The sequence below is a fragment of the Prescottella sp. GW823-FHT02E09 genome, from assembly GCF_058797375.1.
On record NZ_JBXAJP010000015.1, the window covers coordinates 60,334 to 80,707 of the forward strand.

Consider the following 20,374-nt stretch of genomic DNA (forward strand, 5'->3'; position numbering starts at 1 on the left):
CAATGTGGCATCCGGCCACGAGGGGATTGTCAGTGCGCCGAGACCGTCGCGAGCTCGCGGGTGCAATGACGCTCCCCCATCAGGGCGCCGAGCAGGCCGGCCGCCTTGATCGCCTTGTAGCCACCCACCAGGTCGGTGGCCTTGTGCAGCCCGAGCTGCCGCAGCGACGCCGCGGCCAGGCTGGAGGTGTACCCCTCGGAGCACACGATCACCCACTCGACGTCGTGGTCGACGGCGAGCGCCAGGTGTGCACTGCTGGTGGGGTCGAGTCGCCACTCGAGCACGTTGCGCTCGATCGCCAGCGCGCCGGGCAGCGTGCCCTCGAGCGCGCGCTGCGCCTGCGGGCGGATGTCCACGAAGATGGCGCCGCGCCGGTAGGCGTCGGCGAGTTCGAAGACGTACATGCGGTCGATCTGCGAACGAGCGTCGTCGAGCATCTGGTCGATGGTCACTTGGAGCCCCCTTCGGGCAGATCGGTCAGCTCGGTGCGGGTGCGGCGCAACGCCCCGCGGTCGGTGACCTCGTAGTAGGACATGGCGGTGAGCGGCGGCGAGTACGCGTGCACGCTCAGCGTGGGTTCGGTGGTGACTGTGACGGGGCCGGGAGCGCGCATCACGTCGTGCACCCATCCCAGCGGAAACGACGCCTGGTCGCCGGCTTCGAGAGTCCGCCGACGCAACTCGCCACCGGTCCAGCGGTACTCCGCGAGGCTGCCACTGAGCACCGTCAGAGCCCCGAAAGAGCCTGCATGGTCATGTAATTCGGTGGACTTGTCGGGCACCCAGCTGATCAACCAGACGTCGACGTCGTCGTCGGCGTACAGACGGGCCGACCACCGTTCGCGCGTCGGAAACGCACCCGGCAGCAGGTGGTCGTGTCGGCCCTCGAGGACGTCGGCGGCACCCTGGTCGGTGATGCGCAGCAGGTCCGCGGGACGCAACCGCGACGGCAGCGCGGCTCCGAGTCGGCGGATACCACGGTCGGAATCGGACGTGAAGACGTCAAAAGAATATGCAGAAAGCATGAGAAGAGCTCCAGGAAGTGAAATTGGTCAAGGCAGCGTTCAGCCTCGACAACACTCCTGGGCACTCATGCAACGGGACACGTCGAACAGTGTGGCACAACATCAGCAACGACGGAAGCCCACCGAACCCCGCACACGCAGTGACCCCGGTAACTCCGACGCTCAGACCTCGGTGCGGCGGGCACCGCGGCGCGCGAGATTGCGCTCGTACACCAGTCGCAGACCCTCGAGCGTCAGCTCCGGCTCGTGATGCTCCACCGTGGCGCATTCCGGCATGATCAGCGGCGCACTGTCGCCCGTCGCGATCACCGAGACGTCGGGGCCACCGAAGGCGGCGAGTTCGCGGCGCACGCGGCTGACCAGACCGTCGACCAGGCCGGCGAACCCGAACACCGCCCCCGACTGCATGCACTCGACCGTGTTCTTGCCGACCACCGAGCGCGGCCGCACCAGTTCCACCTTGCGGAGGGCAGCCGACTGGGAAGCCAGTGCGTCCGTGGAGATCTCCAGCCCCGGCGCGATCGCCCCGCCGAGGAACTCCCCCTTCGCGGACACGACGTCGACACACGTCGAGGTACCGAAGTCGACGATGATGCACGCACCGTCGTAGAAGTGGTGCGCGGCAAGACTGTTGACGATACGGTCGGCGCCCACTTCCTTGGGATTGTCGACCAGCAGCGGAACACCCGTCCGGACACCGGGTTCCACCACGACATGGGGCACGTGATCCCAGTACCGGCCCAGCATCACCCGGATCTCGCGCAGCACCGACGGTACCGTCGAGAGTGCAGAGACCCCGGTGACCTGTTCGGCGTCGGCACCGAGCAGCCCCCGAATCTTGAGTGCCAACTCGTCGGCGGTCAACCGGGGATCGGTACGCATCCGCCAGTCCTGCACCAGCTTCGAATGCGAACCGCTGCCGGTGAACAGCCCGAGAACGATGTTGGTGTTCCGGACGTCGACGGTGAGAAGCACCGCCTACACCAGGCTGGAGAGCATTCGCGGGGTGATCAGTCCGGAACCCTCGGGCGCGTGCGCCGGATCCGAACCGAGCTCCACCGGCTTGTTGTCGGCGTCGACGAACACCACGCGCGGCGCGTACTCGCGAATCTCCTGCTCGTTCATCACGCCGTACGCGATGAGGATCACCAGATCTCCGGGATTCACCAGATGCGCTGCGGCACCGTTGATCCCGATGACACCCGAACCGCGCTCGCCGGTGATGACGTACGTCTCGAGGCGGGCGCCGTTGTCGATGTCGACGATAGTGACCTGCTCACCCTCGAGCAGGTCGGCCGCCTCCATCAGATCCTGATCGACGGTCACCGAACCCACGTAGTGCAGGTCCGCGTGCGTGACCGTGGCCCGGTGGATCTTCGACTTCATCATGGTGCGCAGCATCTTCGGCCCTTCGGTTTCAGTGGGAGAGGAGGTCGTCTGTGGCCGGATCACCCGGCTGGGGGTCGCGTTCGAGGAATCCGGTTCCCACCGCGACGCCGACGTTGTCGATCAGCCGGGTGGTACCGATGCGGGCGGCAGCGAGCAGCCTGCCGTCACCGCGCTCCGGAGCCGGGCCGAGATCCACGCCGCGCACCTCGAGGTAGTCGACCTCGACGCCGGGAGCGGACGCGAGCACATCGCGCGCGACCGCCAGGATCCCGTTCGCACCGCCGGCGGCCGCGTGAGCGCCCGCGACGAGCGCGGCCGACAGGACGGTCGCCAGTTCGCGCTGCTCCGCGTCCAGGTAGCGATTGCGCGAGGACAGCGCCAGGCCGTCCTGCTCGCGGACGGTCGGCACACCGACGATCCGGACGTCGAAGTTGAGATCGCGCACCATCTGCCGGATCAGCGTCAGCTGCTGGTAGTCCTTCTCGCCGAAGAACGCGGCGTTGGGCGCCGCGATCTGCAGCAGCTTCGCGACGACGGTGAGCATGCCGGCGAAGTGCGTCGGGCGGCTCGCGCCCTCGAGCTCGGCGCCGAGCGGACCCGGGAGCACCGTGGTGCGCGGGCCCTCCGGGTACATCGCCGACGCGCTGGGTGCGAAGACCAGTTCGACGCCCTCCGCGCGCAGCAGCTCCAGGTCCGCGTCGAGGGTGCGCGGGTAGGCGTCCAGATCCTCGTTCGCACCGAACTGCAACGGATTGACGAAGATCGACACGATCACGACCGCACCGGTCAGCTTCGCCTGACGGACCAGCTCGATGTGCCCCGAGTGCAGCGCGCCCATCGTCGGAACCAGTGCGACCTGACGGCCCACGCCCCGCAGCGCCTTCGACACCCGCGTGAGGATCGCGGGGTCGTGATGCACGGTCAGTTCGCCGCGCTTGTATCCGCCCTGCAGCGCAGAAGCTTCGGTCACAGTGCTCATCCTCGATCCTCGAGTACTTCCATCAATTCCGGCTCGGCACCCGTGCGCTGCGCGGTCCGCAGCGACAGGGCCCGGTATCCGGCAGCCAGGTCCGGATCCACATCCTCGAGAACCTCGAGATGCTTCGCGACGGCCGCGACGTCTCCGCGCGCGACGGGGCCGGTCAGTGCCGACTGTCCGCGCCGCAGGGCGTTGTCGAGCGCCGCCGACAGCAGCGGCTGCAGTACCCGCTCGGGCAACCCGTTGGGGTCGTCGCCGACGAGTTCCTGGCCCATCAGTTCCTGGCCCTCGAGCGCCACCCGCAGCGCCGCGACCGCGTCGACGACCAGCGTCACGAGGTGGTTGCTGCCATGGGCGAGGGCGGCGTGATAGAGCGGGCGGACGTCCTCGCGGACCCGCACCGGTTCACCGCCGATCTCCAACACGAGGGACTGGCCGATCGCGTAGCCGATGTCGTCGGCCGCGGTGATGCCGAAACAGGCGTCCGACAGGCGTGCGGTGTCCTCGGCGTGACCGGTGAAGGTCATCGCGGGATGGATCGCGAGCGGGACGATGCCCTGCGCGGTGAGCGGATCGAGGATCCCGATGCCGTTGGCACCGGAGGTGTGCACGACGATCGTGCCGGGGCGGACCGCCTCGGTGGCGGCCAGGCCGTTGACCAGACCCGCGAGCTCGTCGTCGGGGACGGCGAGGACCAGCAGTTCGGCGCGGGCCGCGACGTCGGGCACCGGCAGGATCTCGGTGTCGGGGAGCCGGGTCTCGGCTCGGAGTATGGAGGCGTCGGACACTGCAGAACAGGCGACGACCAGATGACCGACCCGCTCGAGCGCCGCGCCGACGGCGGTTCCGACCCGACCCGCCGAGACGATTCCTACCGTCAATCGTGCAGGCGCAGGCCCGTTGGTGATCCCGAAAGAGGTCACACTTGTCCTCTCGTTCGTTCCAGTCCCGCTCGGCGGGTACCAGACGTTCTGCGGAGAGAATAGCCCCGAGCGAAGACACGCCGCCACGGGCTTGTGACGTGATCTACAGCTCACTTCACGACGAGCAGCCGCGGGACCTCGACGGATCTACTCGGCGCGACGACGGCGGCGCGGCTCCGCGTCACCGGAATCCGACGACTGCATGTTCGCCATGATCTCGGCGACCGACAGCCCACTCGAGTGCGCGCCCCCGGCTTCCCCGGCGTCCTCGGCCCGCCGCCGCGACCGCCGCGACGACACGGGCGGCTCGCTCGGCTCGGCGTCGGTGTCGGCATCGGCGACGGCCTCGACTCCGGGTGCGGGCGCAGCGGCGGCGGCAGCCGGTGCGGGTGTCGGCTTGCGCTCCGGCGCACGCTCCTGGACGACCACGGCCGGCTCACGCGCTTCCTGCGTGACGGGCTTGACCGGGTCGACGGGCTTGACCGGGGCGACAGGCTTGACCGGGTCGACCTTCCGGACCCGGTCGGCAGGCTGTGACACCACCGGCTCGGCGACCTCGGCGACCTCGACGTCGATCGGTTCCGGAACCACCGAGGTCTCGGCGGTCACCGGCTCGTCGTACGGCGACGCGAACGACGGACCGTTCGGGGCCGGTCGCGGAGCGTTGTCCCGCGGCTGCGGCTGCGGCTGAGTGCCCGGCCGGAACAGACCCGGCGCGACCGGCTGACGACCACCCGCCAGCTCCTGGACCCGTGTCGACTCGGCGCGCAGGGCCACCCGCTCCTCGGGCAGACGCCCGTCGAACAGGACCTCGAGGTTCTTGCGCAGCGCCGCGAGTTCCTCGCGTAGCGCCGCGATGTTCTCGGCCTCGGCGCCGAGCTCTCCACGAACGCGGGCCTCGACACCCAACTCGTACTCGCGGCGAGCGCCGATCTCCCTCTCCAACTGCAGCTCGTACACCTTCTGCAGGTCGCGGACCTTCGCCTTGTCGAGGGCGGACTCGCGCCGGTACTTCGTCATGGCGATGGCACCGAGCGTCGCGGCCCACAGCGCGATCACCAGGCCGACCCGCAGCAGCTGGACGCTTTCGCTGAAGATCATGAACAAAGAGGCGGCGACGGCGAGCACAACGAGACCTGCAATGATCATCTGGCTCGCACTGCGCCGGTTGCGGCGTACTGACTTGGCGCGACCCGGAACCGTCATGCAGATCAGGGTAGCCGGACTCCGGAGGAACCTCCGCCCGGACACATCGGACGCCGATCCGGTTTGCCCGATTACGAAGATCAGTGCGCAGGTTCGTCCGGCGAATCGTCCGGCGTCCGGCAACAGTGCTCGAGCCACAGCGCAGCCACCACCAGCAAGACCGCGGCAACCAGCCCGACGATGGCGCCGGGACTGTCCGACACCGCCGCTCGCAACTCCGAACGCTGCGGCCACAGAAACACCAGGAAACCCGCCCACACACCGGCGCTCGCCGCACCTACCAGGGCCGACGCCTTCGCCAGGGCCGCCGCTCGGGCCGCGGTGATCGGGTGCAGCTGACGCGGTCCCGGGCCGATCGCGTGCCCGCGGACCCGGGACCGGATCACGAACGCCAGCACGATCTCGATGAGCGCCACCGGGTACAGCGACGCTCCGGCATAGACGGGAATCGGGGGCAGCGAGCCGTACGAGACACGCACCAGCAACCACGTCGCGACCGCGGCGAGCAGTGCCAGCGACAACAGGTCCCAGATCCGGGTCGGCTTCATCACGGCTACCGTAGTTCCAGTTGCAGTGCCGTCCGGCGAACTCCGTCTCTTTCGGCCGCGTCGAGGCCCGCGACCAGCGCGTCGGCCCGAACGGTGACACCGCCCACATCGAGCGTCGCATCCGGCTCCACGTCCAGCCACGGCACCAGAACGAATGCGCGTTCGTGCGCCCGAGGATGCGGCAGGGTCAGCTCCGGGTCGTCGCTGCGAATCCCGTCACACGTGACGACGTCGACGTCCAACGTTCGCGGTCCCCACCGCTGTTCACGAACCCGGTCGGCCTCGGCCTCGAGTTGCTGTCCGCGTCGCAGCCAGCCCCGGCAGTCGGTGCCGGGATCGTCGACGATCACGGTCGCGTTCAGGAAGTCCTGCTGTTCGACGCCGCCCCACGGGGCGGTCGCGTACACCGGCGAGACCGCCACGATCCATTCTCGGAGCCCGTCGACGACACCCTGCAGGTGCGCCAGGCTGTCCCCGATGTTGGAGCCGATCGACAGGACCGCCCGACTCACCGGGAGCCCTCGGAAACCGCGCGCGCTCGACTCGCGACCACAGCGACGTCCGCGAAGGTCAGCGGGATCGGCGCGGACGGCTTGTGCAGCACCACCTCGACGCGCCGTACACGCGGGTCTCGCATCACGTCGTCCGCGATCTCCGCCGCCACCGTCTCGATCAGGTCCCGCGCCGGTCCCCCGACGATCGTCGCAGCCCGCTGCGCGAGGTCGCCGTAGTCGAAGGTGTCCTGCAGATCGTCCGACGCTGCCGCCGGCGCCAGATCCATCCACAGCGTCACATCGACGAAGAAGTCCTGACCGTCCCGCTTCTCGTGATCGAACACACCGTGGTTGCCGCGGACCTTCAGCCCCCGCAACTCGATGCGATCGCCCCCGACGCCACTGCCGTCACTCACCGCTACCTCCTGGCACGTCACCGCTGAAACCCGGGTTGTCGGAACCCCGCGCCCACGCCCCCGCGACCGCGATCGCGTCGAGCGAGGCCTGCGCGTCGTGCACCCGCACGCCCCACGCGCCGTGCGTGACCGCGAGCGCGGACACGACCGCGGTCGCGACCTCGCGCCCGGCCGGCGGGCGCACGGTGCCGTCGGCGTCCGCGAGCAGCGAGCCGAGGAAGCGCTTGCGGGACGCACCGATCAGGACCGGAAACCCCAGATCGACCAGTTCCGGGAGGCGATTGAGCAGCTGCCAGTTGTGGTGCGGATCCTTGACGAAACCGAGGCCCGGATCCAGCGCGATCGACGCCGGGTCCACCCCCGCCGCGACGGCCGCGTCCACCTGGGTCAGCAGCTCGTCGCGGACGTCCCGGACCACGTCGTCGTAGTGCGTCGACCCGCCGGCGTGGACGAACCCGCCGGTGGGTCGCCAGTGCATGAGAATCCAGGGCACGCCGGCGTCGGCGACGACCCGGGCCATGTCCGCGTCCGCGCGCCCACCCGATACGTCGTTGACGATGGTGACACCGGCCTCGATCGCCGCCTGCGCCACCGATGCCCGCATCGTGTCGACGCTGGCGGTGACACCCTCCGCGGCCAACGCGGCGATCACCGGAGCGACCCGCGCCGCCTCGACCTCCGGATCGACCCGGGCGGCGCCCGGCCGAGTGGACTCGCCCCCCACGTCGACGATGTCGACGCCGAGATCGTGCAGATGTACTCCGTGTGCGACGGCGGCGTCCCGGTCGAGGAAGCGGCCCCCGTCGGAGAACGAATCGGCGGTCACGTTGAGGACGCCCATCACGACGGGGCGGCCCGGGTTCGGTAAGGCGATCACTTGCGGAGGATCAAATCCAGAGCCTCGGCACGGGAGGCGGAGTTCGACTGGAACAGCCCCCGCACCGCAGACGTCGTTGTGCTGGCACCGGGCTTGCGGATGCCGCGCATCGCCATGCACAGATGCTCGGCCTCGACGACGACGATCACGCCGCGCGGATCGAGCTTGCGCATCATCGCGTCGGCGATCTGGCTCGTGAGCCGCTCCTGTACTTGCGGACGCTTCGCGTAGAGATCGACCACACGGGCCAGCTTCGACAGGCCCGTCACCCGACCGGTGGGGCCGGGGATGTAGCCGACGTGGGCAACGCCGTGGAACGAGACGAGATGGTGCTCGCAGGTCGAGTACATGGGGATGTCGCTCACCAGCACGAGTTCCTGATGACCCTCGTCGAACGTCGTGTTCAGCACGTCGTCCGGGTCGGTGTAGAGACCCGCGAACACCTCACGATATGCGCGCGCAACGCGCGCCGGAGTATCGAGCAGACCCGGGCGGTCGGGATCCTCACCGACCGCGATCAGGAGCTCACGAACCGCAGCCTCGGCCCGCGCCTGATCGAAAGGCCTGCCCGTCATGAGCGCGACCGGCTCACTCCCCAGCTGATTCACCGACAACCGACCGCACCTCCAGTATCGGGGCTGAATGCCCTGACCCACACCGAAACGGGGTGAGCCAGGGCCAAGCCTAGTTCCGAGCCGACTACTGCGGGCCGCTCGGCCCCTCCCAGGCCTGCGTGCGCGCATCGTCATCAGACCGTCCGGTCCCTTGATCGCCAGGTCGGTGGACCGCACGCCCCTCGGGATCGGTGGGCCGCTGCTGCTGCGGCGGCTCCCACTGCGGGTACGGCTGCCAGCCACTCGGGTTCTGCGGGCGACCCCGGTCGGCCGGCTCCTGCGGGGGCCATCCCGGCGCGGACCAGCCCGCGGGAGCGCCGTAGTCCGGTCGGGTGCCCTGCACCGGCGGGGCCGGGTGCTGCGGGTGTTGTGGGTGCGCCTGCGGATGCCCTGCCTGGTCGGGTGCCGCGTACCCGTTGGGGGGCGGCGCCGGCACCGTCTCACGCTTGACGAAGGTCGGCTGCGGCACCTCGGGCGTCGGCTCGGTTTCGACAACCGGCGGCCACGTCTCGCCGCGCTCGACTGCGAGCTCGCGCGGCGTCTTGATCGGCGGCTTGTCCGACGGCGTGCGCTCGCCGAAGACGTTGAACGCGGTGATCCGCGGGCGCTTCTCGACGCTCGTGAAGATCTGCTCGAGATCCTTCCGGGTGAGCGTCTCCCGCTCGAGCAGCTCGCGGGCCAGGATGTCCAGGACGTCGCGGTACTCGTTGAGGATGGACCACGCCTCGGTGTGCGCGGCCTCGATCAGGTTGCGCACCTCCTCGTCGATCTCGCGGGCGACCTCGTGCGAATAGTCGGAGTTCATACCCATCGACCGGCCCAGGAACGGGTCACCCTGTTCCTGGCCGTAGCGGACCGCACCGAGCTTGGCGCTCATGCCGTACTCGGTGACCATCGCGCGGGCGATCTTGGTGGCCTGGTCGATATCCGACGACGCACCCGTCGTGGGCTCGTGGAACACGAGTTCCTCCGCGGCCCGACCACCCATCGCCATCACGAGGCGCGCGATCATCTCGGACCGCGTCATCAGGCCCTTGTCGTCCTCGGGCACGGTCATCGCGTGACCGCCGGTGCGGCCGCGCGCGAGGATCGTGACCTTGTAGATCGGCTCGATGTCCGGCATCGCCCACGCCGCAAGGGTGTGTCCGCCCTCGTGGTACGCGGTGATCTTCTTCTCGTGCTCGGAGATGATCCGGCTCTTGCGGCGCGGGCCGCCGATCACACGGTCGACGGACTCCTCGAGCGCCGCCTCGGTGATCACGGTGCCGTTCTCGCGGGCCGTCAGCAGGGCCGCCTCGTTGATGACGTTCGCCAGGTCCGCGCCGGACATGCCGACGGTGCGCTTGGCCAGACCCTCGAGGTCGGCGTCCTGCGCGATCGGCTTGCCCTGCGAGTGGACCTTGAGGATCGCGCGGCGGCCGGCCAGGTCGGGCGCACCGACCGGGATCTGCCGGTCGAAGCGTCCGGGACGCAGCAGCGCGGGATCGAGGATGTCGGGGCGGTTGGTCGCGGCGATCAGGATGATGCCGGTGCGGTCGCCGAAGCCGTCCATCTCGACCAGCAACTGGTTGAGGGTCTGCTCGCGCTCGTCGTGGCCACCGCCCAGGCCGGCGCCACGCTGGCGACCGACCGCGTCGATCTCGTCGACGAAGATGATGCAGGGGCTGTTCTGCTTGGCCTGCTCGAAGAGGTCACGCACCCGCGACGCGCCGACACCGACGAACATCTCGACGAAGTCCGAACCGGAGATCGTGAAGAACGGCACGCCGGCCTCGCCCGCGACGGCGCGCGCCAGCAGCGTCTTACCGGTGCCGGGAGGACCGTAGAGCAGCACGCCCTTCGGGATCTTCGCGCCGAGCGCCTGGTAGCGCGACGGGTTCTGCAGGAAGTCCTTGATCTCGTACAGCTCTTCGACGGCCTCGTCGGCGCCCGCGACGTCCGCGAAGGTGGTCTTGGGCATGTCCTTCGACAGCTGCTTGGCCTTCGACTTGCCGAAGCCCATCATTCCGCCGCGTCCGCCGCCCTGCATGCGGTTCATGACGAAGAAGAAGATGCCGAGCAGGATGATCATCGGCAGCACGAACAGCAGGAGCGACGTCAGCCAGCTCTCCTGCGTGACGCTGGTGTTGAACTCCTGCGCCCCGGATCCGGAGACCTTGTCGAAGATCTGCTCGGACGCCGCGTTCGGGTACTTGGCGATGATCTGCTTCGAGTCCTCGGTCGCCTCGTTGCCGTCCTTGAGCCACAGGCGCACCTGCTGCTCGCGGTCGTCGATCTGCGCCTTCTCGACGTTCTTGGAGTCGATCTGCGAGATCGCCACCGAGGTGTCGACCGACTTGAACCCGCGCGTGTCGTTACCGAAGTAACTGAAGGCGTAGATCACCAACAGGACGCCGGCGACTATCGCCAGGTTGCGGAACACAGTCTTGCGGTTCATACAGGTTCGGCCACGGCGGCCGGTCCTTTCGATAGTGCGGGCTACGCTCGTGCAGGTACGGGGTCGACGGTCCAGGTCACCGGACAGTCGGCGTTCGGGCTGCTCGGACACCTCAGATTACCGCGAACGATGATGCTCGACGCCTGGTAGCAGCCATCCACTCCGCGAAGTGGAGTCAATCCGTTCAACGCACGCCGGGCCCTCGCCGGTTCCCGTCGGCGGCCGAAATCACCCCACACAGGGACGATACGTGCCGCAAATCACACGGGCGTGTGGCGAGGCCAGGCCTGCCGCCGCTCGAGCTCGGCCGCCACCGCGAGCACCGTCGACTCCCCGCCCGGTGGCGCCACGACCTGGACCGCAACCGGTGTGCCGGACGTGGGATGCATCCCGACCGGCACGCTGGCGGCCGGCCAGCCGAGCACGTTCCACATTGCGCTGAACGGGGCATATCGTACATTTGCGACGAGGTTGGCCGCCCACGACTTCTCGCTCCAGGGGAGCGCCTCGATCGGCGGTTGCGCCAGCGACGGCGTCAGCAGCACGTCGTACGCGATGAAGAACGACCGCATGCGTTCTTCGAGACGGTCCACCTGTGACCGGCGCACCAGCCCCGCACGGTTGATCGCCCGCCCGATCGCGGCGTGCCGTCGGGTCCGGGGCTGCAGCAGCGCGGGGTCGAGGCCTGCGGCGTCGTCGGCGGTGCCGGCGAACCAGCGCAGGAACGCCGCCGACATGGTCGGCGGGTAGGGCACCTTCGTCTGGGTGACCCGATGCCCGCCCTGCTCGAGGAGTAGACCGGTCTGCTCGGCACCGCGCGCCCAGTCCGGGTCGACGCGGATGATCGGCGACGCCGTGTTGACCGCGACGCCGACGCGCAGGGGCCGCGACTCCGGGATCTCGGCGAGCGAAGGCTCGTCGGCCAGCACCGACAGCATCAGCGCCGCATCCTCCACAGTGGTCGCGATCGGACCGTTCTCAGACATCCCGAACCACGAGTGCGCGCCCAACTCGGCCGGCACCACACCGCGGCCCGGCTTGATGCCGAACACGCCGCACGCGGCCGACGGGATCCGGATCGAACCCATGCCGTCGGCCGCCAGGGCGATCGGCACCATGCCGTCGGCGACGGCGGCGGCGGAACCGCCGGACGAACCCCCCGGGACCCGGTCCGGGTTCCACGGATTGCGCGTGATCGTCCCGGGTGAATCGACGGCACCCCACACGCACAGTTCCGGCACCGCCGTCAGTCCCACCGGGATCGCCCCGGCCGCGCGCAGTCGAGCCACCGTGGGGTGGTCGTGGGTGGACGGACGCGGATCGGTCGCCGCCGAGCCGTCCCGCATCGGCTCGCCCTCGACCTCGACGTTGTCCTTGATCGCGACCGGCACCCCGGCCAATGGCAGGCTCGACAGGTCGGGGCGCGCTGCCAGGGCCTCGGCCTCGGCGCGGGCCCGCTCCCCCAGTACGCGCACGAAGGCGTTGATCCGCGGGTTGCGTCGTTCGATGCGGCGGAGCGCGTCCGCGACGACATCTACCGGCGACAGCGCGCCGGAACGCACCCGGGCAGCGATGGAAACTGCGGTGAACTCCTCGACCAGGTGATCCTGCACCTGCCGAGTATGCAGCCGACGGCGATAGTATTTCGAGTACCCCGAGGGGTGAGTTCTCCTCACCCTTCCGGCCGCTCCCCTCTCCCGAACGGTGACGAGTGATGGATGGCCCTGGTTCGGCAAGCACAGGTTCGGCAGGCCTCGCTGCGACGACAGCTCCCACGGCTGCCGCCGGAACGTCGCTGGATCCGGGCGCGGAGACGATCTCGTTCCTGGCCGACGTGGTGGCCCGGTTCGCGTCCGAGTGGGAGGCCACCGGCGAGCCCCCCGACGTCGAGACCTTCCTGCCCGGTGGACTGGCCGTGGGCGACGCGTTGCGCAGGGCCGCACTGGTAGAGCTGATCAAGGTCGATCTCGACTACCGGCTGTTGCGCGCCGACCGGCCGAAGCCGCTGACGGACTATCACTCGGAGTTCCCCGACCTGCAGGCTAAACCACTGCCCCCGGACCTGATCTACGAGGATTTCCACCTGCGCCGGCGTTGCGGCCGGGTCGCCGACGCGGAGGCGTACGCGCGCGAGTTCCCCGAGCTCGCCGACCAGTTGGCCCGGGTCGGCAACGGCGCGGGCGACTACCGCAGCACACTCATCGCCCAGCCCGGTGCGCAGCACGCCCTCGACCAGGTGGACGTCGGCGACTGCATCGACGACTTCGATCTGCTGACCGGGCTGGGCCGCGGATCGTTCGCGCGGGTGTTCCTGGCGCGGCAGCGGTCGATGCAGCGGCTGGTCGCGGTGAAGATCTCGCACGACCACGGCACCGAGCCGCAGACCCTGGCCCAGCTGGACCACGACTACATCGTGCGGGTGTTCGACCAGCGGCTGCTGGCGGATCGTGAGCTGAAGCTGCTGTACATGCAGTATGTGCCGGGCGGCACGCTGCTCGACGTGCTGCGCCGTGTGCGCGAGGAACCGCACGATCCCGAGCACCCGCGCACCGGCCGGCTGCTGCTCGAGGCGATCGACGAGACCCTCGAACGCAAGGGCGAGATCCGACCCAGCGACTCGAGTGTGCGGGACGAGATCGCCGCGCTGTCGTGGCCCGAGACGGTGGCGTGGCTGGGCCGTCGACTCGCCGACGCCCTGGACTACGCCGACAGCCGCGGTGTCCTGCATCGGGACATCAAGCCTGCGAACGTGCTCCTGACGTCGGAGGGCGTCCCGAAGCTCGCGGACTTCAACATCAGCTTCAGTGACCGGGTCGCCGGGACCAGCCCGGTCGCGTATTTCGGCGGCTCGCTGGCGTACATGTCACCCGAGCAGCTCGAGGCCTGCCACCCGGACCTGCCCGGCTCGGCCTCGGACCTGGGCGCCCGCAGCGACATCTACGCGTTGGGGGTGATGCTGTGGGAACTGCTGACCGGGCGCCGCCCGTTCGCGGACGATCGCGACGCCGGCGAGTCGGCGACGTCGCTCGAGCGGATGCTCGCGTTGCGCCGCCGCGACATCGATCCGGAGTTCCAGGCCGAGTTGCCCGACGACTGTCCGGCGGCGCTGCGCCGAGTGCTGTTGACGTGTCTGGCACCGGACCCGGCGGACCGCTGGTCGACCGGAGCGGAGTTGGCGCAGCAGTTCGACCTGTGCCTCGACGCCCGGGCCCGGGATCTGGTCGACCCGCCGCCGACCAGTTGGCGGTACCGGCTTCGTCCGTGGATGATCCCGATCGTCGCGGTCGGTGTGGGCGTGCCGAACGCGCTGGCCGCGGTGTACAACTACCACCACAACAAGACGCTGATCATCGATGCGCTGTCCCCGGACGCGCAGCAGCGGTTCGCCGAGGTGTCGCAGGTGATCAACGGGATCCTGTTCCCGCTCGGGTTCGCTCTGATCGTGTTCTTCTGCCGCAATGTGATCACGGTGCCGCGCGGTCTGCGCAAGGGCCGCACCTACGACGCGGCCACCCTGGCGCGAGCCCGGGCCGACACCCTGCTGATGGGCGACCGGATCGTCGCGGTGGTGTTCGCGTTGTGGCTGGTCGCCGGGATCGCGTTCCCGCTGTCGCTGCAGATCGCGGTGGGCAGCATCCCGCAGGGCGCGTACGTGCACTTCCTGGGTTCGCAGATCGTGTGCGGGGCGGTCGCGGTGGCGTACCCGTTCTTCCTGGTCACGTTCTACGCGGTGCGCTGCCTGTATCCGTCGCTGCTGCCGCACGGTGTCACCAGCAGCAGCGACGATCGTCGGCTGCGCCGGCTCGACCGGCGCAGCACCCTGTACCTCGCGGTGGCCGCGTCGGTACCGCTGGTCGGAGTCGCCGGGGTGACGTTCCTGTCCCCCGACGAGATCTCCGTCGTGATCCTCGCGGTGCGGGTGCTGTGCGTCGGCGGAGTGATCGCGTTCGTGCTCGTGTACTGGCTGTTCCGCCTGCTCGAGGAGGACCTGCTCGCGCTCGAACGCGTCGTCTCGCAGGGGAACTATCCGCCGTACACCTTGGGGTCGAGGGTGCCGATGTAGGGCAGGTCGCGGTAGCGCTCGGCGTAGTCCAGGCCGTAGCCGACGACGAACTCGTCGGGGATGTCGAAGCCGACGTGCGCGACCTCGACGTCGACCTTGACGGCCTCGGGCTTGCGCAGCAGCGTCACGACCTCGAGCGATGCCGGGTTGCGGGTCTTGAGGTTGCGCATCAGCCACGACAGCGTCAGGCCGGAGTCGATGATGTCCTCGACGATCAGCACGTGGCGACCGGCGATGTCCTTGTCCAGGTCCTTGAGGATCCGTACGACACCGGACGACGACGTCGACGAGCCGTACGAGCTGACGGCCATGAACTCCATCTGGGTGGGGATCGGCAGTGCCCGCGCGAAGTCGGTCATGAAGAAGATGGCGCCCTTGAGGACACCCACCAGCAGCAGGTCACCCTCCGGTGCGCCCACCGGATAGCGCTCGGCGACCGCCTCGGCCAGTTCGGCCGTGCGCTCCTTGATCTGCTCCTCGGAGATGAGTACCGATGCGATGTCGCCCTCGTACACGGAGCATTCCCTTCAGTCGTTCACGAACCCCGCCGACAGCCTGCCACGCCGCCGGGATGCAACCAACCTGACTCCCGGTCTGCCGCCCCCGACGGCGACACCGCCCTGTCCCCGCCACCGTCCGACGAGTTCGTCCACGGCGCGCAACTGCCGGTCGGTCAGCGCCTTCGCGCCGCGGTCGTGGAGCCACAACCGCAGGACGCGGCGCCGCACCGCGACCGGGACGTCGGTCAGCCGCTCCACCACGAGGTCGTCGTCGTCGCGGGCCACCGCCAGAGCCTGCCGGGAGAGTATGTCGAGCACCTCGCCGTCCTCGCGGAGGTGCTCGGCGGTGCGAGCCAGGGCCGGGGCGACGCCGCCGCCGAGAACGTCCTCGAGCAGGGGCAGCACCTCGGTGCGCAGCCGCACCCGGGTGAATCCGGGGTCGGCGTTGTGCGGGTCGTCGTGCGGCGCAAGCCCCAGTTCGGCGCACGCAATCCGCGTCGTCGCGCGGCGCACCCCGAGCAACGGGCGCCCCCACGGCGCGTCGTACTCGGCCATGCCGCGGATGGAGCGTCCACCGGAGCCGCGGGCCAGGCCCAGCAGCACCGTCTCGGCCTGGTCGTCGAGGGTGTGCCCGAGCAGGACGGGACGACCGCGCCGGCCGGCGTCGAGTGCCGCGTACCGGGCGGTGCGGGCGGCGGCCTCGAGTCCCCCCGGGCCCGTCACGTCGACCGCCACGACGTCGGCGCCGGCGCAGCCGAGCGCGAGCGCCCGGGAGGCCGCGGCGGCGGCGACGGCGGCGGAGCCGTCCTGCAGTCGGTGATCGACGACGAGTGCCCGCACCGCGGGCGCCTCGGCGACGGCGGCCGCGGTGAGGGCGAGGGAGTCCGCCCCGCCCGAGAGTGCGACGACGACGGCGCCGGCCGGTTCGTGCCGCGCCAGCCACGCCCGCACGGCGTGCCGGATCTCGAGGATCGCGGGGGCCTCGGGCAGGGCAGCGGGCACCGTCACCCCAACACCCGGGTGATCCAGGCGTCGGGGTTGTCGATCTCGTCGACGGTCGGCATCGCGTCGGCCCCGGACCAGACGGCGTTGAACTGTTCCATGCCGACGCGTGCGACGACGGCGTCGACGAAGCTCTTGCCGCGCACGTACTGCGCCATCTTGGCGTCCATGCCGAGCAGCGCCCGGACCAGCCGCTGGACCGGATTGCTCTGGCGGCGTCGGCGCGCGTCGAACGCCTTGCGGATCCGCACCACCGACGGCACGACCGCGGGCCCGACGGCGTCCATCACGTGGTCGGCGTGTCCTTCGAGGACGGTGCCGAGCATCAGCATCCGGTCGAGTGCGCGGCGCTGCGGTTCGGCCTGGGTGGCGCGGAGGAGCCCGATGACGCCGCGCTGGTCGGCGGGCAGATCCTCGCCGCGGCGGCGGTCGCGCAGTGCGCCGGACAGCCGGGCGACGAACTCGGTCATCGGCTCGTCGGTCGACTCGCCGAGGGTGGCGACGGACTGGCGCATGTACTCGCCCATCCACGGCGCCGACGAGAACTGCACCCGGTGGGTCACCTCGTGCAGGCACACCCACAGCCGGAAGTCGCTGGGCGGCACCTTCAGGGTGCGCTCGACCTGCAGAACGTTGGGCGCCACCAGCAGCAGGGTGCCGTGTTCGCCGGTGAACGGGTCGTACTGGCCGAGGATCGCCGACGACAGGTAGGCCAGCATCGCCCCGGCCTGCACGCCGCCGGGCTTGCCGGCGAGCAGGGTGCGCTGCGCGGCATCGATGTCGGTGCCGGTCAGCTGCGCCATCGAGTGTGCGGCGGCCCGGATCCAGCCGGCCCGGTCGACGACCTGCGCGGCCGGGATCGGCAGGCCGTCCGCGAGGCCGGTGACGTCCCGGACCGGCCCCTCGGCGCGGATCGAGGCGGACTCGAGTTCCGCGACCACCGACTGCGCGGTGTACCGGGACGTCGACGGTCCGGCGGGAGCCAGTCGCGCACCCGTCCGGGCGGCCAGACGCCAGTCGACCGCATTCCCGAATCCGCTCTCCGGCTCCGTCACGTCACCGCTCACTTCCCTCGACTCACCGGCAGCCGCACAGCCGCAGGGTCCCGGCGACCGCGTCCAGCGCGGGACGGCTCACCTCCGGGGGGCTGTTGTTGGACATCAGCGCGAACGTGAGGACCCGGCCGTCGACGTCGACGACATATCCGGTCAACACGCTGGCGACCGACAGAGTTCCCGTCTTGGCCCGCACCCAGCCCGCGCCGGTCCGGTCCCCCGAGGCGTACCGGTCCGAGAGGGTGCCGGTGGCGCCGGCGACCGGCAGGTCGTCGAGCATGGGCCGCAGCTGCGGTTTGGTGTCGCCGGCCGCTGCGGTGAGCGTCTCGTCGAGGAGCCGGGCGGGGATGCGGTTGTCGACGGACAGCCCGCTGCCGTCGTGCAGGGTCAGTCCGTCCATCCCGAAGCCCGCGTCGTACAGCGTCTGCGCGATGGCCGCGGTGGCGCCCGCGAACGAACGTTCGGTGTTCTTCGCGCCCGCGACCTCGCGGGCGATGGCCTCGGCGAGCACGTTGTCCGACTTGCGCATCATCTGTCCGAGCCGGTCACGCAGGGGCGCCGACAGCACGCTCGCGACGGGGGCGGCACCGGGCTCGGCCTTCCCGAGGCTGACACGGGCGGGGTCGATCCCGAGCGCCTGTGCCAGGACCCGGCCGGCGTCGAGGGCGGGGGTGGGACTGCGTGGCGACTCGTCCGCGAGCGGCGTGATCCGGCCACCGTCGATCATGAGCGATTCGGTGGGCGCTATGTAACCGGCGGCCACGTCCTCGGGCATCCAGCCCTGCGCCATCGTCGGGCCGGTGTAGGCGCTGGTGTCGACGACGATGCTGTCCACCGCGGCACCCGCGCGCTGGATCTGCTCGACGAGGTCCGCGACCCGCGGGCCGCCCGGGTAGTAGCCGGGCTGTCCGGCCGGCTGCGCGGTGAGCGTCGGGTCGCCCTCGCCGACGAGGACGATCTCGCCCGGACGCGAGCCCTGCACCACCTGCGTCGCGACCCGGTGGTCGGCGGGCAGCGCGAGCATCGCGGCGGCCGCGGTGAGGATCTTGGTGGTCGACGCCGGCGTCATCGGGGTGTCCGGGTTCTGGCTCCACAGCACGTTGCCGGTGAGCGCGTCGGCGACGGATCCGGAGAACGAGCCGAGCGCGGGGTTGGACACGACGGGCGCGAGGGCCGCGGCCAGGGCCTGTGGCGACGGCATCGGGGCGTCGGCGGACAGCGGCGCCACCTGCGGTGTCGCGGTGATGAGTGACGGTTTCGGGGACTCGGCTGCCGATTCCTGGGCGGCGGTCGCGGTCCCGCGCTGCATCACCACGATCGTGGTGCCGGCGGCGGCGAGGACGAGGACAGCAGCCAATGCCATCAGGATCCGGATATTTCGGCGTCGACGCCCCTCCAGGGTGCCGATCTTCTTCTTTCCGTCGCCCGCCAACATCCCTCCGGGTTCTCGCTTCACCGACTTCTCGGACTACTCAGACCGTTTCGCGCGAGGGGCCGACCAAGTGCCCGGCACCTGCACAACACAGTATCGCCGACCCGCTACCCTTTTCCCGAACCGTCTACCGAGGCGGCAGCCGCAGACAGGACAGTGAGGACAAGACGTGGAGTTCGACGTCACCATCGAAATCCCCAAGGGCCAGCGCAACAAGTACGAGGTCGATCACGAGACCGGCCGCGTGAAGCTGGACCGCTACCTCTACACCTCCTTCGGCTACCCGGCCGACTACGGCTACATCGAGAACACCCTCGGCGAGGACGGCGATCCGCTGGACGCGATGGTGCTGCTGCCCGAGTCCGTGTTCCCCGGCGTCATCGTCGAGGCCCGCCCGGTCGGCATGTTCAAGATGGTCGACGAGGCCGGCGGCGACGACAAGGTGCTGTGCGTGCCCGCGGGCGATCCACGCTGGGATCACATCCAGGATCTGGCCGACGTCGCGCAGTTCGAGCTGGACGCGATCAAGCACTTCTTCGTGCACTACAAGGATCTCGAGCCGAACAAGCACGTCACGGGCGCCGACTGGGTCGGTCGCGCCGAGGCGGAGAAGGTCATCGCGGAGGCCTTCGAGCGCCTGAAGACGAACGGCGGACACTGAAGTAACCACCGGTGAAGGTGTGGGGCCTCTCGAGGTCCCACACCTTCTCTGTTTCCGGGGGTGTCCCCGGCCCCCACTACCATTCGCCGGGTGACCGGTTACGACGATCTCGACATGTTCGGCGGCCTCGACGCCTCCACCCTGCCGCCCCGCCAGCAGCAGATTCTGCTGGTGATCCGGGACTGGGTGTCCTCGCACGGCTGCCCGCCGAGCACCCGGCAGATCGGGGACGCGGTGGGCCTGCGATCGACGTCGACGGTGTCGCGGCACCTCAAGAGCCTGGAGGAGAAGGGGTTTCTCCGCCGGGGCACCGCCATGGCGCGGCAGCTGGACGTGCGCCCGTTCCTCGCCGGTTCGGCGCCGAGCCGGTTCGCGGAGAACACCGTGACGGTGCCGGTCGTCGGCGACATCGCGGCCGGCGCACCGATCCTCGCGGAGGAGCACGCCGACGAGGTGCTGGCGCTGCCGCGTGAGCTCGTCGGCTCCGGCACCGTGTTCGCGCTGCGGGTGCGCGGCGAGTCGATGGTCGACGCCGCGATCTGCGACGGCGACACCGTCGTGGTGCGCCGCCAGCACGAGGCCCATTCCGGCGAGATCGTCGCCGCGATGATCGACGGCGAGGCCACCGTCAAGGTGCTGCGCCGACGCAACGGCCACGTGTACCTCGAACCCCGCAACCCGGCCTACGACGTCATCGACGGCGACGAGGCCGTCGTACTCGGCAAGGTGGTCTCGGTGATGCGGCGGATCTGAT

21 protein-coding genes are annotated in these 20,374 nt (G+C 70.0%); 3 read left to right on the forward strand and 18 right to left on the reverse strand.

The window, feature by feature from the left end; genetic code table 11:
- Positions 1-29: 29 nt before the first annotated feature.
- The 14 genes from AC1RIF_RS26345 to AC1RIF_RS26410 form a co-directional block, all read right to left on the reverse strand.
- Positions 30-452, reverse strand: coding sequence for a rhodanese-like domain-containing protein (locus tag AC1RIF_RS26345; RefSeq protein WP_492604332.1), 423 nt, complete (start codon positions 450-452; stop codon positions 30-32).
- Positions 449-1,024: a cysteine dioxygenase gene (locus AC1RIF_RS26350; protein WP_492604333.1), complete on the reverse strand. Its 576-nt coding sequence runs from the start codon at positions 1,022-1,024 to the stop codon at positions 449-451. The genes AC1RIF_RS26345 and AC1RIF_RS26350 overlap by 4 nt, the downstream gene beginning before the upstream one ends.
- Before the next feature lie 162 nt (positions 1,025-1,186).
- Positions 1,187-1,999 (reverse strand): type III pantothenate kinase, encoded by an 813-nt coding sequence (locus AC1RIF_RS26355; protein WP_492604334.1) that lies wholly within the window; start codon positions 1,997-1,999, stop codon positions 1,187-1,189.
- Between the two features lie 3 nt (positions 2,000-2,002).
- The gene (gene panD / locus AC1RIF_RS26360) at positions 2,003-2,425 is read right to left on the reverse strand and encodes an aspartate 1-decarboxylase (protein ID WP_127917554.1); all 423 of its coding nucleotides are present in this window, start codon (positions 2,423-2,425) and stop codon (positions 2,003-2,005) included.
- A 16-nt stretch (positions 2,426-2,441) separates the two neighbouring features.
- Positions 2,442-3,392: a pantoate--beta-alanine ligase gene (gene panC, locus AC1RIF_RS26365; RefSeq protein WP_492604335.1), complete on the reverse strand. Its 951-nt coding sequence runs from the start codon at positions 3,390-3,392 to the stop codon at positions 2,442-2,444.
- Complete coding sequence (locus AC1RIF_RS26370) at positions 3,389-4,315, reverse strand: Rossmann-like and DUF2520 domain-containing protein (protein ID WP_492604336.1); 927 nt, start codon at positions 4,313-4,315, stop codon at positions 3,389-3,391. The genes panC and AC1RIF_RS26370 overlap by 4 nt, the downstream gene beginning before the upstream one ends.
- A gap of 147 nt (positions 4,316-4,462) precedes the next feature.
- Complete coding sequence (locus AC1RIF_RS26375) at positions 4,463-5,521, reverse strand: DUF6779 domain-containing protein (protein WP_492604337.1); 1,059 nt, start codon at positions 5,519-5,521, stop codon at positions 4,463-4,465.
- Between the two features lie 80 nt (positions 5,522-5,601).
- Entirely contained in the window at positions 5,602-6,069 is a 468-nt protein-coding gene (locus tag AC1RIF_RS26380; protein WP_492604338.1) for a DUF3180 domain-containing protein, read from the reverse strand.
- Between the two features lie 5 nt (positions 6,070-6,074).
- Positions 6,075-6,581, reverse strand: a complete 507-nt coding sequence (gene folK, locus AC1RIF_RS26385) for a 2-amino-4-hydroxy-6-hydroxymethyldihydropteridine diphosphokinase (RefSeq protein WP_492604339.1) — start codon at positions 6,579-6,581, stop codon at positions 6,075-6,077.
- Positions 6,578-6,979 carry a dihydroneopterin aldolase gene (folB, locus tag AC1RIF_RS26390; RefSeq protein WP_492604340.1) on the reverse strand — a complete coding sequence of 134 codons (402 nt, stop codon included), beginning with the start codon at positions 6,977-6,979 and terminating at the stop codon, positions 6,578-6,580. The genes folK and folB overlap by 4 nt, the downstream gene beginning before the upstream one ends.
- Positions 6,972-7,820 carry a dihydropteroate synthase gene (gene folP, locus AC1RIF_RS26395; protein ID WP_492604375.1) on the reverse strand — a complete coding sequence of 283 codons (849 nt, stop codon included), beginning with the start codon at positions 7,818-7,820 and terminating at the stop codon, positions 6,972-6,974. The genes folB and folP overlap by 8 nt, the downstream gene beginning before the upstream one ends.
- Positions 7,821-7,852: 32 nt before the next feature.
- Positions 7,853-8,431, reverse strand: coding sequence for a GTP cyclohydrolase I FolE (folE, locus tag AC1RIF_RS26400; RefSeq protein WP_492604376.1), 579 nt, complete (start codon positions 8,429-8,431; stop codon positions 7,853-7,855).
- Positions 8,432-8,555: 124 nt separating this feature from the next.
- On the reverse strand, positions 8,556-10,907 hold the full coding sequence (gene ftsH / locus AC1RIF_RS26405) for an ATP-dependent zinc metalloprotease FtsH (protein ID WP_492604341.1): 2,352 nt from the start codon (positions 10,905-10,907) through the stop codon (positions 8,556-8,558).
- A gap of 260 nt (positions 10,908-11,167) precedes the next feature.
- The gene (locus AC1RIF_RS26410) at positions 11,168-12,520 is read right to left on the reverse strand and encodes an amidase (protein WP_492604342.1); all 1,353 of its coding nucleotides are present in this window, start codon (positions 12,518-12,520) and stop codon (positions 11,168-11,170) included.
- Between the two features lie 98 nt (positions 12,521-12,618).
- Here AC1RIF_RS26410 and AC1RIF_RS26415 point away from each other — a divergent pair, with 98 nt between their 5' ends.
- Positions 12,619-14,970, forward strand: a complete 2,352-nt coding sequence (locus tag AC1RIF_RS26415; protein ID WP_492604343.1) for a serine/threonine-protein kinase — start codon at positions 12,619-12,621, stop codon at positions 14,968-14,970.
- Here the strand turns inward: AC1RIF_RS26415 and hpt are convergent.
- The 4 genes from hpt to dacB are packed head-to-tail and all read right to left on the reverse strand — an operon-like array spanning position 14,931 to position 18,962.
- The gene (hpt, locus tag AC1RIF_RS26420; protein WP_492604344.1) at positions 14,931-15,485 is read right to left on the reverse strand and encodes a hypoxanthine phosphoribosyltransferase; all 555 of its coding nucleotides are present in this window, start codon (positions 15,483-15,485) and stop codon (positions 14,931-14,933) included. The genes AC1RIF_RS26415 and hpt overlap by 40 nt on opposite strands.
- A 12-nt stretch (positions 15,486-15,497) precedes the next feature.
- The gene (gene tilS, locus AC1RIF_RS26425) at positions 15,498-16,472 is read right to left on the reverse strand and encodes a tRNA lysidine(34) synthetase TilS (RefSeq protein ID WP_492604377.1); all 975 of its coding nucleotides are present in this window, start codon (positions 16,470-16,472) and stop codon (positions 15,498-15,500) included.
- Between the two features lie 2 nt (positions 16,473-16,474).
- On the reverse strand, positions 16,475-17,527 hold the full coding sequence (locus AC1RIF_RS26430; protein ID WP_492604345.1) for an Rv3626c family coenzyme F420 biosynthesis-associated protein: 1,053 nt from the start codon (positions 17,525-17,527) through the stop codon (positions 16,475-16,477).
- A 22-nt stretch (positions 17,528-17,549) separates the two neighbouring features.
- Positions 17,550-18,962, reverse strand: a complete 1,413-nt coding sequence (gene dacB / locus AC1RIF_RS26435; RefSeq protein ID WP_492604378.1) for a D-alanyl-D-alanine carboxypeptidase/D-alanyl-D-alanine endopeptidase — start codon at positions 18,960-18,962, stop codon at positions 17,550-17,552.
- A gap of 166 nt (positions 18,963-19,128) precedes the next feature.
- Between dacB and AC1RIF_RS26440 the strand changes: the two genes are divergently transcribed.
- Positions 19,129-19,620, forward strand: coding sequence for an inorganic diphosphatase (locus AC1RIF_RS26440; protein WP_492604346.1), 492 nt, complete (start codon positions 19,129-19,131; stop codon positions 19,618-19,620).
- A 90-nt stretch (positions 19,621-19,710) separates the two neighbouring features.
- Positions 19,711-20,373, forward strand: a complete 663-nt coding sequence (gene lexA / locus AC1RIF_RS26445) for a transcriptional repressor LexA (RefSeq protein ID WP_492604347.1) — start codon at positions 19,711-19,713, stop codon at positions 20,371-20,373.
- Position 20,374: the final 1 nt, after the last annotated feature.